We start from the raw sequence: 15,173 nt of genomic DNA, 5'->3' as shown, positions 1-15,173 counted from the left end.
ACAAAGGACGAAGGGCATCGGCCCTTCGTCCCGATGACAGTGCCCGCGTCTTACTTGAACTCGACCGGGAAGCCGATCTGCGGCGGCGCCAGATCCTTGCCGAACCAGGTCTTGTAGGACTTGGCGTAGAAGTCGAATTCGACGCCGGTCATCGCCTCATGCAGTGCCGTGTTGACGAAGTTCAGCCAATCCTGGTCGCCGCGCTTGACGCCGCAGGCATAGGTCTGCGGGTTCCAGCCGTAGCCGGCATCCTTATAGCGCCCGGCATTCTGCGTCATGTACCAGGCAAGCGACGACTGGTCGGTCGCCGCAGCATCGGCACGGCCGGATTCGAGCGCCTGATAGATGAGGTCGACCGAGTCATACTGGTCGACATTCGCCTCCGGAAGCGCGGCATGCACCATGTCTTCGGCATAGACGTTCTGCAGCACCGAGATGGTAACCGAGGAGCCAGCGGCCTTCAGGGCGGCGTAGTCGGCATATTTGCCGTCGGCCTTCAGCATCAGGCCGACGCCTTCGCGGTAGTAGGGAATGGTGAAGGCGATCTGCTGGGCGCGCTCGCCGGTGACGGTCATGAACTGGCAGGTCAGGTCGACCTTGTCGGTGGTGATGTTGGGAATGCGGGCGTCGGAAGACTGGTTGACGAACTCGATCTTGTCCGGGTCGCCGAACAGGGCCTTCGCGACAATGCGGCCCATGTCGACGTCGAAGCCCTGGAGCTTGTCGTCGGCGCTCTTGAAATGCCAGGGCGCGTTCGTGCTGCCGGTGCCGAGCACGAGGTGCCCGCGCGCAAGCACTTCATCGAGCTTGCTGCCTTCGGCGAGAACTGGAGTGGAAAGGAAGGTTGCAGCGACCAGCGACATCAGGCCGGCGCGGTAGGAAATGGTCATGGCGTTCCCCTGGGAATCGAGTGCTTCTTCTGAAATCCAATATAGCGGACATATGTCTGTTTTACCGGATTGACATATCAACGCCCATGGAGGATGTCTTGTCAATAGCCATTGCGACGGAGTGCTAAGCAGTGGCACGTCCTTGCCGCGCTCCATCCATCGGAACCGAGATTCTCATGTCCTTTTCTCCCGAAGACCTGGCGGCGATCGACACGCCGGCCGTTCTGATCGACCTGGAGCTTGCCAGGCGCAACATCGATCGTTTCCAGCAGTATGCGGACAAATACGGGCTTCGGGTCCGGCCGCATATCAAGACACACAAGCTTCCGGCGATTGCCGAGATGCAGCTTGCAGCGGGCGCCGTCGGCATAACCTGCCAGAAGGTTTCCGAGGCCGAGGCCATGATTGCGGGAAGCGGTGCCATCACCGACGTCCTGATTACCTACAACATCGTTGGCGCCGAAAAGCTCGAGCACCTGAAGGCGCTCGCCAGGAAGGTGACGCTGTCGGTCGTTGCGGACAGCCGCGCCGTTGTCGACGGTCTATCCGCTGCTTTTCGAGGCGAACCGCAGCCCCTTGCGGTTCTGGTGGAGTGCGACACCGGTGCGAACCGCTGCGGCGTCCTCACGCCGGAAGCCGCTGCGGCGCTTGCTGCCAACATTCATGCGTCGCCCGGACTCGTCTTCGGAGGCCTGATGACTTATCCGCCGGCGGGCGGCGAGGCTGCCGTCGAACGGTTCATGGAAGAAGCGAAGAACCGCATCGAGGCACAGGGCATTGCCGTCCCCGTGATCACGTCCGGCGGCACCCCTTCGATGATGCATGCGGCGGAAGCTCCGGTGACGACCGAGTATCGGCCGGGAACATACGTCTACAATGACCGCTCGCTGGTATCACGCGGAGTCTGCGGGTGGGAGGATTGCGCCTTGAACGTGCTGGCAACCGTCGTTTCGGTTCCCGCACCGAACCGGGCGATCATCGATGCGGGCTCAAAGACCCTGACTTCCGATCTTCTCGGACTTGCCGGCTATGGCCATGTGCTCGGGCGCGACGATATCGCGATCGACCAGCTTTCCGAGGAGCATGGCCGATTGGTGAGCCAAGGGGCGATCGGTCTTGCGGTCGGCGACAAGGTGCGGATCGTGCCGAACCATGCCTGTGTGGTGACCAACATGGTCGACGCTGTCATCGTGAAGGGCGGCGGAGGGGCGAACCCGGAGAAATGGCCCATCGTCGCGCGTGGAAAGATCGTCTGACGCGGTCAGGGTTCGCCTCCCCCTTTGTTCTAACGGTCCGGCCGGAACACCGGCCGAACCGACTGCTCATGACCGGTTCGCGGCCGCGGCTTCAAGCGTCGCGATGTCGATCTTCTTCATCTTCATCATAGCGTCGAAGGCGCGCTTGGCCTCGCCGGGGTCCGAACTCGTCGTGAGTTCGATCAGCCGCCGTGGTGTAATCTGCCAGGAGAAGCCCCAGCGGTCCTTGCACCAGCCGCATTCGCTTTCCGCTCCTCCATTCTCGGTAACTGCACGCCAGTAGCGGTCCGTCTCCTCCTGGTTTTCGGTGAGGACCACGAAGCTGACCGCTTCGTTCGGCGTGAAGATGGGCCCGCCGTTGAGGCCAAGGAAGCGGCGGCCGAGGACCGTGAATTCGACAGTCAGTTCGGCCCCGGCCTGTCCGCCTGGAAAATCGCCGGGGGCGCTGTTCACCCTGTCGACGTGACTGTCGGGAAAGGTCGCAGCATAGAATTCTGCTGCTTTGCTTGCTTCACCATGGTCGAACCACAGGCAGGTAACGAGTTCGGTCATTTCCATTCTCCTCATCTCTTCGGGTTTCAGGTGCTGTTAGCGGTGCCGCGGCGAAGCGCAGCCTTCCTCGTCAGGCCGGCGGGGTGCCGGCATTGATCGCCAGTTGTGCGGCGAAAGCGCGTTGATAGGCGGGTCGCGCCTCGCCGCGGGCGACGTAGGCGGACAGGTTGGGATATTCATCGAGGATCCCCGACGACCTCAATCTGAGCAGGACCGATACCATCATCAGGTCGCCTGCGCTGAACGGACCGTCGAGCCAATCCGCTCTACCGAGGCATGCGGAAAGGTCGCCGAGCCGGTCGCGGATGCGATCATCGACGAGGCGCAGCCGCTCAGCGCACCAGGGCTCCTTTCGCTCGGCAATCCAGGTGGTCGCGCGATCGAGGATTGGCGGCTCTACCGTATTGAGCGCCGCAAACATCCATGTGATCGCACGGGCGCGGGCCTTTGCCTCCACCGGCAGCAGGCCCGCATGGCGCTCTGCGATATGGAAGATGATCGCTCCCGACTCGAAGAGGACAAGATCATCCTCTTCATAGGTTGGAATCTGGCCGAAAGGATTGCGGACCCGATGCGCGGGTTCCTTCATTGCACGGAAAGAGACGAGGCGGACGTCGTAGCTTTGGCCCACTTCCTCGAAAGCCCAGCGGATCCGGGTATCGCGTGCGAGCCCCTGACCTCCGTCTGGGGACCGTTCGAAGGCGGTGATGATCGGCTTCATCGGAAAGCTCCTTCATTTCGCGTGTCGGCGTCTCCGATCCTCCTCGGAGAAAACTGACCGACTGGTTTCGGGGCTACCTTGTTCAAACCCCATTCCGCTCTGCTCCGGCGCCGAAGAGCATCCGGATATAGCGACAGAGGTGATCGATGCTGTCCGCGGCAATGTCGGCCCCACCGGTGGCCTTCGCCAGGATGAAGGCGCCCTGGATAACGGCCTGGAAGTGCAGCGCGAGGGATTTCGCGGTCCAGTCGGGTGTCAGGTTGCTCTCGCTTATCGCCGCTTCGATGTCGGCCTCGAGCGTTGCCGCATGACTGGTGATACTGCTTGCGCACGCGTCACGGATGGTCGGAGCCGTCTCGTAGGTTTCCTGCACCATTGTGCCGACGAGGCAGGTGAAGTCCGGCACACCACCCTTGAGAAGTGCCTTGCGAAATTCGAGATAGCCGAGAACGCGGTCGAGAGGGGCTGCGAGTTTGTGATAGGGGGCACCGGCGAACAGCGCCCCGGTCGTTTCAGACCAGTGGTTTGCCGCGGCGACGCCGAGCTCGTCCTTGCTCTTGAAGTGGTGAAAGAAGGCGCCTTTGGTCACGCCGGCGGCGGCGCAAAGTTCGTCCACCGTGGTCGCGGAATAGCCCTTTGTGCGGATGACCGACAAAGCCGCATTCAGCAGCTTGGTTCTGGCATCCGGTTTGATCGCTGACTTGGGCATGTTTTTCTCCTCTGAGAAGGAGACATACCGACTAGTTGGTATGTTGTCAACAGCCGTCTCATTCGATTGCAGCTGGATCGCGCAAGTCACTTTCCACGACTTCAGAAGATCGCCCCATGTGCGGAGAGCCTGGAAACGGTTCTCGGTGGTGTAGGTGAAGAGATGAGAGATCGACGACGGAGGAACATCTCCGTGGCCGCTTGGTTAGGGCCGCGTACCTGGAACACGAAGATGGAGGAGCCTTCCATGCACGTCAAAGAGATGATTTCGACGCATCCTCAAGTTCAGGACGACGCGTCCGATTCCTTATTGCACTGCGTCGAGGAATGCTACGCTTGTGCGCAGACCTGCACGAGTTGCGCCGATGCGTGCCTGGCCGAGGACAACGTCAAGGACCTGATGCAGTGCATTCGGCGCAATCTGGATTGCGCCGATATATGCGCGGCGACCGGTTCAATGGCGTCACGTCGGACGGGCTCGAATATCGATGTCCTGCGTGCGGCAGTCCACGCTTGTGCGGAGGCGTGCCGGGTTTGCGCCGAGGAGTGCCGCAAGCACGCTTCGCGACATGAGCATTGCCGCATCTGCGCGGATGCCTGCCGGAGCTGCGAAGAGGCCTGCCGCAACGCCTTGCCACAGATCCACTGATCCTGCCGCCGGCGGCAGGGCACTGTCAGCGTATGTCGAAACGAACCGGCGCGACGATCGTCGTGCTGGCGCCCGGCGGCGGCGGAGGGACGGGAGAGGCGCGTCGAACAAGGTCCAGAACCGCCTGGTCGAGGGTGGAATGACCTGACGACCTCGAAAGTGACACGGACAGCACATTCCCGGAGGAGTCGATCCGGAAACGCACATAGGCCGTGCCTTCCTGATGAGCCGATCGTGCCGCCGCAGGATAGCGTTTTCTGCGTTCGAGATGTGCCATGAGCCGAGATTGCCAGCGCGCGGGAGAGATTGCCGCGCCCAGGCCGGTGGTGGTCTCGGAACCTGCGGTGCGTTCGGACTTGGTGACGTCGATCTTGGCTTTGCGGGTCGCCTGTGACGGCGGCGGTGCCTTGCGGGCGGGCGCCGGCTTCGGGGGCGCAGGGCGGGCGAGAGGCAGGGGAACTTCGACGTTCTCGAGAGCCGTAAGAACCTGTTGTTCGACCGGATTCGACTCGACCTGCCGCGGTGGCGCCGTCGTCGGTTCGAGGCTGGGGATGGCTTTCTCCGCCGGTGTGACCGGTTCCGGCGCCGTCGTATCGGTTGTCTCCAACGGTTTCAGTTCGTCGGGCGCGGGATCTGCTGCAGGGGAGATGATCTCCTCCGCGTCCACATTATCGGGAGCGATCTCTTCTTCCCGGCTTTCCGTCGCTTCCGGTTCTGCGGCGAGCTCGATCATGATCGCCGCCTGCGGGCCCGGATCGGCGCCGATCTCCGGGGGCGTATGCATCATGACGGCAAGAGCGGCTGCGTGAGCGGATGCAACGATCAGTGCCGCAGCGCCCCAGGCGAGACTGTCTCCGGCGAGACTGCGGCGAAAGTCGTTGTGCAAGACGGTCACGGCGCCTTTGCCTCATTGCGCGGCGCTGCACCGGCGCCTTCCGCGGGTGCAACTACGCTCTCGAGGCCAACGAGCGCAATCTTCAGGTAGCCGGCATCGCGCACGATGTTCATGACCTCCATGAAGTGCCCGTAATCGACGACCTTGTCCGCCCGAAGAAAAATGCGGCTTTCGCGATCTCCCTCGGTCAGTCGTTCGAGGTCCGCCCCCAGCCGGTCCCGGCTGACGGGATCGTCGCCGAGCATCAGCGAAAGATCGTCCTTGAGCGTCAGGTAGATCGGCTTTTCGGGCCGCGGAGCGGCCTTCGCCGTCGATGCCGGCAGGTCGACATTGACGTCGACGGTGGCGAGCGGTGCGGCGACCATGAAAATGATCAGAAGCACGAGGATTACGTCGATGAAGGGCGTGACGTTGATCTCGTGGTTCTCCGAAAGTTCGTCGCCATGGCTTTCGCGGATTCCTCCGGCCATCGACCTATTCTCCTGCGAATGTAGGCTTCGCGCGGCCGGCACCGGAGAGCCTGCGAAAATCGAGGTCGCGACTGACGATCCGTTCTATCCCGGCGGACGCATCGGCCAGCAGATGCCGGTAGCCCGTGACCGATCGCGCGAAGACGTTATAGATGACGACAGCGGGAATGGCCGCCACGAGGCCGATCGCTGTCGCGAGCAGTGCTTCGGCGATCCCGGGAGCCACGACGGCAAGATTGGTCGTCTGAGCCTGCGAAATGCCGATGAAGGAGTTCATGACGCCCCAGACGGTGCCGAACAGGCCGACGAACGGAGCCGTGGAGCCGATTGTCGCCAGCACGCCGGTGCCCTTTGCCATGCGGCGGCCCGCTCGTGCTTCGGTCCGCTCGAGAGCGGAGCCGACGCGGGCCTTCAGGCCCTCGCTGCCCACATGATCGATCGCCGGATCAGAGAGTTCGATTTCCCGCTGAGCAGCGAGGAGCATCTCGGCGATCGTGCCGCTGCGTCCCGCAAGCGCGGTGAGTGCGCCCGCCATCGTGGGGTTTTCCGACAGGAGACGCAGACCGCGGCTGGCACGATATCTTGCGGCTGCGAGCTGCAGCGTCTTCGCAAGCCATATGGTCCAGGTCACGACGGACGCGAAGACCAGAGAAATCATCACGGCTTTGACCACGTTGTCAGCGGCCAGGAACATTCCCCAGGGCGAGAGATTATGCGGCAGAGCGGAAGGAGGAACCTCGGTCATGGCGCCTTCCACGGACGGCTGCGCAGGCGAAGGCAGCGACTGCACGATGTCCGTCGATGTCGGACCACTCTGTTGCTGCGCGCGGGCTGTCGTCATTGCGCCATCGTTCCATAGAGCAAGACACGTGATGAGAAGAGCCATAGCGGCAAATGGGAGGGAACGGGTCCGCACCGTCAGGTCCTTTCACAAAAGCAGGTCGGTGACGCAATGGTCCAAAGGCGGGCCGTGCGACGGCCTCTGGAGACCTGATAATAAACATGAGTAAAAAAGACAAGTAATAACTCGAAAGAAACCACGAGCAGCCCCCGGGCGCTTCGGGCGGCTCTCCGCCATGATCACGATGCGCGAAAAGCTCGCGTTTCTAGGCCACGAGCCTGTTCAGCCGGGAAGCGCGATTCCACGCCGGGAGACGAGAAGTGAACTCGGTGAGCCGGCGATTTGGAGATCAGCGGCAACCGTAATAGCGTTCCCACTGCTCTATGAGGTTGACGCGCCGTGTTTCGCTGCGCGTGAGCTTGCCGAAGGGTGGGAAACATCCCCGTCCAAAAACGCTGCGCGCGCGGTCGGTTTTGAAACAATATCCTTTGGCGGCATAAATGGCATTCCTCTCGTACCAGAGTTCGTCACAACTCATCCGGCGATAATCCTGCGCGAACGCCTGTGCGGAGGGGATGGCATAAAGCGGAACGAGAATTGTGAGCATCGAGACTGCGGCGAATACTTTCTCCCGTGTCATGGCGAGATCCTCTTGGAGCCGATAGCAAGTGTATATTAGCACGGCCGCTCGAATGGCGACTGACACAGGTCAAGGCGAATAGTGGAGACAGGTCGCACAGGCGATCGGGTTCCCATCTCGCATTCAGACCAGCTGAGGATGCACGTCCACGTATTGCTCGAAACCGCGTCGCTTACGAGGGGTTTGCATCGCTCGGCCGCCGCGATTTGGTTTCTCGCGGCGGTCATGGTGCGTTTTGCCCGACTTCTTCACAGATCGACGATCTCGACCTTGAGTGAACTGACCATGCCGAGGATCTCTGCGCGCGACCCTTCATCGATGTTATTCCGCTCAAGCGTCGCGAGGACGTCGTTGACGGCGGCTGCAAATTCTTCTTCGGTAATGTTCATACCGCGATGAGCATCGGGCATCGTACGTCCCTTGTAACATTCAGGCCCGCCGCTCGCGGTTCCGAGGAAATCGCAGGTATGGCGCTTGACCTCCGCGACGACATCGGGGCGATCTAGGTAGGGTAGGAATCGCGCTCTTATAGTCGGGTTCGACAAGTGCGCCTCAACGAGGTCATCGACGATCTTGGTGATGCCGGCAGCGCCGCCAAGACGCTCATACAGTGATCTTTCCATTTTTGCCTCCCTGACAATCAGCGCTGTTTGCGTCCTCACTCTTACGTCCTGCACCGGAATCGTGACAACTTCAGAGTCTGAAGCTATTCTTTGCCGCCAGTCCGAAAGGTCCAGTGATGGCGGAGAAAAGAGGATACGGGCAATTTTGCCCGGTCGCGCTCGCAGCCGAAGTCCTTGCAGAGCGGTGGACGCCACTTGTCGTTCGTGAATTGCTGTGCGGAAGCGTGCGCTTCAACGACCTTCAGCGCGGACTGCCGCGGATGTCGCCGGCCCTGCTCGGGCAACGCCTCAGGAAGCTTCAGCTTGATGGTGTGATTGAACGGCGGCAGGCGGGCGGGCGGTGGGAATACACCCTGACCCCGTCTGGCAGAGAGCTCTCTTCGATCATCGAGGCGATGGGATCGTGGGCGCAACGTTGGCTGCGCCATGATCTCGTTGATCCGAGGAACCTCGACCCCGATCTCCTGATGTGGGACATCCGGCGAAATGTCGTGGGGCACATGCCGGACAGGGGTCGGCGGTATGTTACAGAGTTCGACCTCTCGGGCGTACCGATCAAGAAGCGCGCGTACTGGCTGGTTGTCGAGGGCGGCAATGTCGACCTTTGTTACAAACCGCCCGGCTTCGATGTCGACCTTTTCGTTACCGCGACATTGCTGTCCCTCACGGAAATCTGGCTGGGCCATCTTTCGATTTCCGATGCGACCGCGGATGGTCGCCTGCAGCTTGACGGGACAAAGGAAGATGTGGCGGCCTTCCGCTCCTGGTTCGTTCTGAGCACCTTTGCACCGATCGGCCGGCAGCCGATGGGCCAATCGGGACTGTTGGGCGGGGCTGTGCAACCTGGTTCGGCCAAGAGGCGGGATGACGGGTACGGACAGATACCCCGGTAGTCGGTGCGCAGACGCCCCGCCTCGCAGCGCTCGTTCATAGATGCCGTTATGTGGATCTCTGACGACACAGGCTGTCCTTCCTGCGGGCAATTATCAATGCACCGTACGGCCGAGCCGCAGTCTGGGGAAGCCGTATCGACGCTGGCGGGGAGCGATCGCGTCTGGTGCAGTACGGTGAGGGAATGGGCGGATAGCGGCGTCCGCCGCGGCTGAAGCCCATCAGATTGTCACATTCGTTAGTGGGTAACGCTGGTCACGAGCCAGTCGGTGTCCTCGACCGCTGCGAGCATCGCGCGCGCGTCGTCGATCGCTCCGCTTTCGCGAAGGGCGGTCAGGCTTTCTCGAACCGCGGGAGGCGTCTGACGGTCGGTTGCTGTCGCGAGGCGCATGAGTTGAGGCTCGAGCGATCTCAAGTCCGTCCCGAAGGTCCAGCCGCCTGTCTCGCGAAACTTGCTTGCCGTGTACTCATGGGGAGCGCTCGAATACCGGGCGAGCATGAGCTCGATCGGGTCCCCGTGGACCAAAAGTTGCACCTCTCTCTCGTTCCAGCCGAGCACTGGCAGATGCGTTGTAAGCAGGTAGTGGTTCGTATCGCTGCGACCGCTGAGGGATGGTATCGGCACAAAACTGTCGGCAAGCAGGACCAGGGCAGCGAGCCCGGGGCTCACGATCTGCGGCTGAAGCCATGAAGGAACCGCGCCGTCCGGATCGAGGCGGAACGCCGCCTGGATATCCGCGCGATCCGCGATCCGGGGAAGGCATCGCAGCGCCGTCGCGGAGAGTTTTTCGCGGTCGCCGGCATCCCACGCCGACAACACCTCTCGGACCACTTCTTCAAGTGGCGGGGTGACGGGACAACGAAAGGCATGATGCAGTACGGCCATGTCTTGCACGCTCCTCTGGCAAGGGCCGCCGGGCCGAGACCCGACGGTGATTGCATTGATCGCTGCGTTATGCTCAGCGCAATCTTACCGCTCCGACCTTACGGACCGCAATTGCCAAGCGTTCCGTTGACGATCGTCACGCCAGATCCAATGGCATTCGCGAGCGCCTGAAACCCGGCGGCAGCAACCCGGCTGGCCGCATTGTTTGCGGGCGCGGTCGTGATCTGGGCCTTCGGAATGCTCCAGTGACCGGGGGGCACGTTGTCGAAAACGATCTGCCAGGGGAACGGCAAGGGTTGGTCAGCCGGATTGGCTCCCACCGGGATCCCCGCATTGCCGACCAGATCTTGGTTGCCCGGAACCGGAGCGACCGTGTTCGGGAGGTCGACCTTCACGAAGCACTGTCTGGTCGGGAATGCCGCCTGTGCCGCGGCGTCGTTCGCGAAGTAGAAGAACGAGAGGGTCGAAGGGTTGCCACCCACGCCGAAGTTTGCGGCATTCCAGGTGACCGCGCCGGTCGTCGCATCCGCGTTGACGGCGCGGTAGACCGAATAAGCCATCGCGGGACTGGCGAGCCCGAGGGCTGCAAGTGCGGCAAAGGCGACGGCGAGGTGGTGGCGGAAACGAAGTCTGCTGGTTTTCATGACTGCATTCCTTTTCGCAACAGGGAGGATGGGCGTTCCCCGCACCATGCGAGAAGCGCTGACCGGCGAGGCCTCTCGCCGGCTTTCAATCCGGCGGCCCTCGTCGAAGGCGGCCGTATCTGTGGGGGTGTAGGGACGGCTTCAGGCCGTCCCGGTCTCGGGCTGGACGCGTTTGCCGATGCCAACACGGTCACTGCCGGACCGATTTGCCGCTGCGCGGCCTCGTTGCCGGCGATGCCGAGGGGTGCCCCCGGCATCGCCTCTCCTGGCGTCTAGTTTGACCGACGGCGGGGAGGAGCGCCGCCTCAGGACGTCAGGAGACGGTGATCAGGTTGTCGATGGCGAGAGTGGCACTGCGCGTCGTCAGGGCGCCGCCATAGGTCACTTCGACGGCATTGGTGACATCCTCGATGTCGATGACATCCCCGGTTACGAAATTGCCGAAGATGACCCAGTAGTTCGGGTGAGGCGTGAACACGGCCGTCATGTTCGGTGCCGCCTGCACGGCAAATGTGCCCGAACCGGACATGCCGACGCCGACGGAGGTCTGGTTCGGCGCGACATTCGGGAGCTGCTGAATGGTCAGGGAGCCGATGGCTCCACTGGCGCTCGGGTTCGCAAAGGTCGTCGCACCGTAGTTGTCCTGGGTCAGCTGGATGAGGTTCTGGCCGTTCGGATCTGCCGGCATGGTCTGCGACGCCGAGAAGTTGATCCCCGGCTGGAGCAGCCCGGTCTCGGACCAGACGAAGCTGTATTCGAGATTCCAGGTGAAGGTCACCTTGCTTTTCGGAGCGGTCGGGCGGGCAAACCAGGCGAGCGAGAAAACGTTGCCCGGAATGGTCATCGGCGGTGCCTTCTGGAACACGGCGAAGCTTCCGGAAAGCTGGGAGTTGTTGACGCACGTCAGAGAGTAGGTGGTCATTGGCTTTGCCTTTCTTCGAGGAACATCCCCCGGGGTTGAATGGGCCGGTACCGCCTCGGGGGCTGAAGCGATACCGGCCTTTGCCTCGCCGCTCGTGGATCAGGCGGGGAATCGGGAGTGGCGAGGATCTGCCCGGCAGGAGGCGGGCGCCGGGCAAGCTGGTTCGCCGTCAACCGGTCTCGACGATCTGGTTGTCGAGGCCGACCGAGATGGCCGCGGTTGCCGTCGGGCTCGTGCTCGTCGGGTCCGTCTTGAAGGTGACGGTCTGTGCCTGGCTCTCGTCCGAGATGGCGGGTGCCGGCAATTGGAAAGCAGTGCCGAACATCACCGTGACGGTGGGCGATAGATCTGGTTCGAGCGTCAAAGGTGAGAGGCTGACGGGGATCGGCACGAGAACCGGGGCGGGGCCTATGACAAGACCCACCGAACCGCCTACGGGAATGCCCGGGGCGAAGGTCACGGTGAGGACCCCTGCGGGTCCGCCGGGCGAGGGCGTGATCGTGAACGCTCCGTTGGCCCAGGCGACGGCGACGGTGTCGCCGAGCGCGACCGGCGTTTTCTCGGCGCTCGCCAGCTCAGCACCGGCGGTAAGCACGAGCATGCTCAGCGCGCCGGCTCCGCCGTTCCAGGTGAGGTTCACCGGCGGGGATGTATTGGTCGTCGCGGGGGACACGAGCGCGGTGATGGTCTGTCCGCTCGTCGGAATGTTCTTCAGAGCCGGCGGGAAGATGTTGAAATAGACGGAACCGGGAACGCTCGAAGTGTTCGTCGCGCTCAACTGGAAGGAGACTGCCCCGGTTGCGGGTGGGTCGTTCACGGCGATGCTGGAGTCGGTACTGGCCACCTGTGTTGACATTTTCGGGTCTCCTTTCGGCGAAGGGGGCTGATGGGCTGGCTACTACTTCCTTCAGTTCTCTCGTGTTGTGTGTGCTTAGCCTATGACTGTCCGCTATGGTTGTCCTTGGATGGGCGTCCCGAAAACTTGGACGTGCGTCCAAAATCTCAACCGCTGATAAGTGCAAGCAGCCAGTCGGAAAGGGATGAATCGGCGGCACCCGCCGGTGAGGGGCCCGGATGACGGCCGTCGCGGACGGAGGCGCGAGCCTCGCGCGGTGATATCCCGAACCGTTGCCGAAAGAGCCTGCTGAAGTGGGCCTCGTCGGCGAAGCCGGCGTCGTAGGCGATTTCGCCGATCCGGCGATCAGGGTGTCTCGGATCACAAAGGGCGGTCAGGCTTCGCCGCAGTCGCCTGCGGCGGATGTAGGTCCGCACCCCGCCGACATTCTCGAATTGTCTGTAAAGTTGGCTGCGCGAGACACCCAGATCCCGGGCGATCGTGTACGGCGTGAGATCGTCGCGATGGAGGTTCTCTTCGATGTGGCGGCGCAGGCGTTGCCCGATGCTTCTGCTTGGTCCGGGATGAGGGGTCGACACGGTCGAGGCGAGACAGGTCGCCAGCAGTTCTGGTATCGCGCCTGAAAGCGCCAGAGTCTCTCCGGAGGCCAGGCGACGCACGGCCGGTGCCAGCGCTTCCAGCATGCCGCGGACGATGATGCCCATGGCGCTGCCGCGGAAGAGGACGCGAAGTGACGCGGGTTGCTGGTCCGCAATGGAGGCCGGCAATGCCCATCTCGGCAGGATGAGATGAAGTGCGTCGGCCTCGGTCGTTGCGAAGGCGAACGATGCCGACAGGTCGAGGATAGCGATATCGCCCGGACGCAGCCGCTTGGCGGCAGGATGGGCGAGAGCGATCCCGCCGTTGAGCAGACACGAGACGACGATGTGGTCGAGGTCGTCGCGGGCGAGACCGGCCTGGTTCCGTCGGTAGCGACCGCCGGTGGCTCTGCTCCTGCACAGCAGGAATGTGCCGAAGTGATACACGGCAAGGTTGCCGTTGAAGAAGAGCGACTCCGGTCGCCGCGGCGGGACACACTCAAAGAGCACATCGAGAGCCGATCTCCATGCGCCGAAGGGGTCGTCTGTGTCGGCGGTTGTGAAGACCAGACTCCGCACCGCGCCATTCCCGCCGTCGGGAGGCGTCAAATCGTCGGCTGTCTTCTCGCCACTGCCCCTCATGGTTGCAGTGAAGGGCAGTTTCGCGAATCAAGCTACGACTTATAGAAGCAAGAGCTAACAGAAATTTGCGGGCGATCGCATGTGCCTGCTCACGGACGCCTGTTGCCGGGGAATGTCCGTATCCGCAATCGGCCGTCAGTCGCGGGGATAGCAGCAGCGTAGTGCTGTCTTGATGCATGCACGCGGCGAGGGAACAAAATCCCGGTCGCTTCGGTTCTCCGAACCGGAGGAGGATCAAACATGAACAAATCTGCATTGGTTTCTGTGCTCGGCGCCCTCGGCGTCGCGCTGCTCGCCGGCTCCGTTCAGGCCCAGACCGAACTCTCGCTCTGGTATCATGGTGCGGGCAATGCCGAGGAACGGAAGATCGTGACCGGCATAATCGACGACTTCAACGCGTCACAGAAGGATTGGCGGGTCAGTCTACAGGAATTTCCGCAGGCGGCCTACAACGAGTCGGTGACCGCCGCCGCGCTGTCGAACAAGCTTCCCGACATTCTCGACGTCGACGGGCCGAACATGCCGAACTGGGCCTGGGCCGGCTATCTCCAGCCGCTGCAGATATCGGAGGAGAAGCTGAAGAACTTTCTGCCAGGTGCGATCGGGAAATGGAACGGCAAGCTCTACTCGGTCGGGTTGTGGGATGCGGCGCTAGCCGTCTTCGCGCGCAAATCCGTGCTCGAGAAGAACGGCATCCGTGTGCCTACGCTGGAGAAACCCTGGACAGGCGAGGAGTTCACCGCGATCCTCGAAAAGCTGAAGGCGACGGGCGACTTCGAATATGCGATCGACCTCGGTATGGCGGACAAGACGGAATGGTACAGCTATGCCTTCACGCCATTCCTGGAGAGTTTCGGTGGTGGGCTGATCGACGCCAAGTCCTATGAGACCGCCGAGGGTGTTCTGAACGGAGATGCGGCGATCAGCTTCGGCGACTGGTGGCAGTCGCTGTTCGAAAAGAAACTTGCGCCCGGTACGTCGCAGTCCCCTGCCGACCACGAGACGGGCTTTCTCGATGGCCGCTACGCACTCCAGTGGATGGGCAACTGGGTTGCGGTCAAGGCCCTCGAAAAGTACGGCGACGACCTTCTCTTCCTGCCTGCGCCCGACTTCGGCAAAGGGCCTAAGATCGGAGCCGCGTCCTGGCAGTTCGGTGTTTCCGCCACGAGCGAACACCCGGAAGGAGCGTCCGCCTTCATCGAGTTTGCCATACAGGACAAGTACCTCGCACAATTCTCCGATGCGATCGGCCTCGTTCCCGCCACCTCGACCGCGGCCGAGATGACGAAGAACTACAAGCAGGGCGGACCGCTTTCAGTCTTCTTCTCGCTTTCGGAAAAGCAGGCGACGCTCCGGCCCGTGACGCCCGCCTACGCCTTTATCTCACCGGTCTTCCAAAAGGTGCTTGCCGATATTGCGAACGGCGCCGACGTCACCACGACGCTCGACAATGCGACCGACGAGATCAATGCGAACATCGAGCGCAACGGCGGATACAAGCCGAAATAG

18 protein-coding genes are annotated in these 15,173 nt (G+C 62.3%); 4 read left to right on the top strand and 14 right to left on the bottom strand.

Annotated features, from left to right (window positions below; genetic code table 11):
- Window positions 1-50 precede the first annotated feature (50 nt).
- Window positions 51-890, bottom strand: a complete 840-nt coding sequence (locus H4I97_RS19700) for a transporter substrate-binding protein (protein WP_182308555.1) — start codon at window positions 888-890, stop codon at window positions 51-53.
- A 176-nt stretch (window positions 891-1,066) separates the two neighbouring features.
- On the opposite strand from H4I97_RS19700, the gene H4I97_RS19695 reads away from it, so the two are divergent.
- Window positions 1,067-2,146, top strand: coding sequence for a D-TA family PLP-dependent enzyme (locus H4I97_RS19695; RefSeq protein WP_182308553.1), 1,080 nt, complete (start codon window positions 1,067-1,069; stop codon window positions 2,144-2,146).
- Window positions 2,147-2,212: 66 nt separating this feature from the next.
- On the opposite strand, the gene H4I97_RS19690 is transcribed toward H4I97_RS19695, so the two are convergent.
- The 3 genes from H4I97_RS19690 to H4I97_RS19680 form a co-directional block, all read right to left on the bottom strand.
- Window positions 2,213-2,698 carry a VOC family protein gene (locus H4I97_RS19690; RefSeq protein ID WP_182308552.1) on the bottom strand — a complete coding sequence of 162 codons (486 nt, stop codon included), beginning with the start codon at window positions 2,696-2,698 and terminating at the stop codon, window positions 2,213-2,215.
- A 70-nt stretch (window positions 2,699-2,768) separates the two neighbouring features.
- On the bottom strand, window positions 2,769-3,419 hold the full coding sequence (locus H4I97_RS19685) for a glutathione S-transferase family protein (RefSeq protein ID WP_182308550.1): 651 nt from the start codon (window positions 3,417-3,419) through the stop codon (window positions 2,769-2,771).
- Window positions 3,420-3,501: 82 nt separating this feature from the next.
- Window positions 3,502-4,128, bottom strand: a complete 627-nt coding sequence (locus tag H4I97_RS19680; protein WP_182308548.1) for a TetR/AcrR family transcriptional regulator — start codon at window positions 4,126-4,128, stop codon at window positions 3,502-3,504.
- Between the two features lie 246 nt (window positions 4,129-4,374).
- Here H4I97_RS19680 and H4I97_RS19675 point away from each other — a divergent pair, with 246 nt between their 5' ends.
- Entirely contained in the window at window positions 4,375-4,776 is a 402-nt protein-coding gene (locus tag H4I97_RS19675; protein WP_182308546.1) for a four-helix bundle copper-binding protein, read from the top strand.
- 25 nt (window positions 4,777-4,801) lie between these two features.
- On the opposite strand, the gene H4I97_RS19670 is transcribed toward H4I97_RS19675, so the two are convergent.
- The 5 genes from H4I97_RS19670 to H4I97_RS19650 all read right to left on the bottom strand — a co-directional run bounded on the left by H4I97_RS19670 (window position 4,802) and on the right by H4I97_RS19650 (window position 8,245).
- Window positions 4,802-5,671, bottom strand: coding sequence for a TonB family protein (locus H4I97_RS19670; RefSeq protein WP_244658878.1), 870 nt, complete (start codon window positions 5,669-5,671; stop codon window positions 4,802-4,804).
- Entirely contained in the window at window positions 5,668-6,141 is a 474-nt protein-coding gene (exbD, locus tag H4I97_RS19665; RefSeq protein WP_182308544.1) for a TonB system transport protein ExbD, read from the bottom strand. Before exbD ends, H4I97_RS19670 begins: the two co-directional genes overlap by 4 nt.
- Before the next feature lie 4 nt (window positions 6,142-6,145).
- Window positions 6,146-6,982, bottom strand: a complete 837-nt coding sequence (gene exbB / locus H4I97_RS19660) for a tonB-system energizer ExbB (protein ID WP_244658877.1) — start codon at window positions 6,980-6,982, stop codon at window positions 6,146-6,148.
- A gap of 349 nt (window positions 6,983-7,331) precedes the next feature.
- Complete coding sequence (locus H4I97_RS19655) at window positions 7,332-7,622, bottom strand: YARHG domain-containing protein (protein ID WP_182308539.1); 291 nt, start codon at window positions 7,620-7,622, stop codon at window positions 7,332-7,334.
- A gap of 248 nt (window positions 7,623-7,870) precedes the next feature.
- Entirely contained in the window at window positions 7,871-8,245 is a 375-nt protein-coding gene (locus tag H4I97_RS19650) for a group I truncated hemoglobin (RefSeq protein WP_182308537.1), read from the bottom strand.
- 116 nt (window positions 8,246-8,361) lie between these two features.
- Between H4I97_RS19650 and H4I97_RS19645 the strand changes: the two genes are divergently transcribed.
- A complete protein-coding gene (locus H4I97_RS19645) occupies window positions 8,362-9,138 on the top strand; it encodes a winged helix-turn-helix transcriptional regulator (protein ID WP_182308535.1) in 777 nt (258 codons plus the stop codon).
- 236 nt (window positions 9,139-9,374) lie between these two features.
- Here the strand turns inward: H4I97_RS19645 and H4I97_RS19640 are convergent, their stop codons facing one another.
- From H4I97_RS19640 to H4I97_RS19620, 5 genes are all read right to left on the bottom strand, one after another.
- Entirely contained in the window at window positions 9,375-10,022 is a 648-nt protein-coding gene (locus tag H4I97_RS19640) for a hypothetical protein (RefSeq protein WP_182308533.1), read from the bottom strand.
- Between the two features lie 98 nt (window positions 10,023-10,120).
- Window positions 10,121-10,666: a hypothetical protein gene (locus H4I97_RS19635; protein WP_182308531.1), complete on the bottom strand. Its 546-nt coding sequence runs from the start codon at window positions 10,664-10,666 to the stop codon at window positions 10,121-10,123.
- Between the two features lie 313 nt (window positions 10,667-10,979).
- Complete coding sequence (locus H4I97_RS19630) at window positions 10,980-11,588, bottom strand: protein rhiA (RefSeq protein WP_182308529.1); 609 nt, start codon at window positions 11,586-11,588, stop codon at window positions 10,980-10,982.
- 169 nt (window positions 11,589-11,757) lie between these two features.
- Window positions 11,758-12,444 carry a hypothetical protein gene (locus H4I97_RS19625; protein ID WP_182308526.1) on the bottom strand — a complete coding sequence of 229 codons (687 nt, stop codon included), beginning with the start codon at window positions 12,442-12,444 and terminating at the stop codon, window positions 11,758-11,760.
- A 146-nt stretch (window positions 12,445-12,590) separates the two neighbouring features.
- Window positions 12,591-13,601, bottom strand: coding sequence for a helix-turn-helix domain-containing protein (locus H4I97_RS19620; RefSeq protein ID WP_182308525.1), 1,011 nt, complete (start codon window positions 13,599-13,601; stop codon window positions 12,591-12,593).
- A gap of 303 nt (window positions 13,602-13,904) precedes the next feature.
- Here H4I97_RS19620 and H4I97_RS19615 point away from each other — a divergent pair, with 303 nt between their 5' ends.
- Window positions 13,905-15,173, top strand: a complete 1,269-nt coding sequence (locus H4I97_RS19615) for a sugar ABC transporter substrate-binding protein (RefSeq protein ID WP_182308524.1) — start codon at window positions 13,905-13,907, stop codon at window positions 15,171-15,173.

Origin of the sequence: Ciceribacter thiooxidans (assembly GCF_014126615.1) — a bacterium.
GTDB classification, from domain to species: Bacteria; Pseudomonadota; Alphaproteobacteria; order Rhizobiales; family Rhizobiaceae; genus Allorhizobium; species Allorhizobium thiooxidans.
The sequence above is the reverse complement of the archived record's forward strand: the minus strand, read 5'-3'. Positions and strand labels throughout refer to the sequence as shown.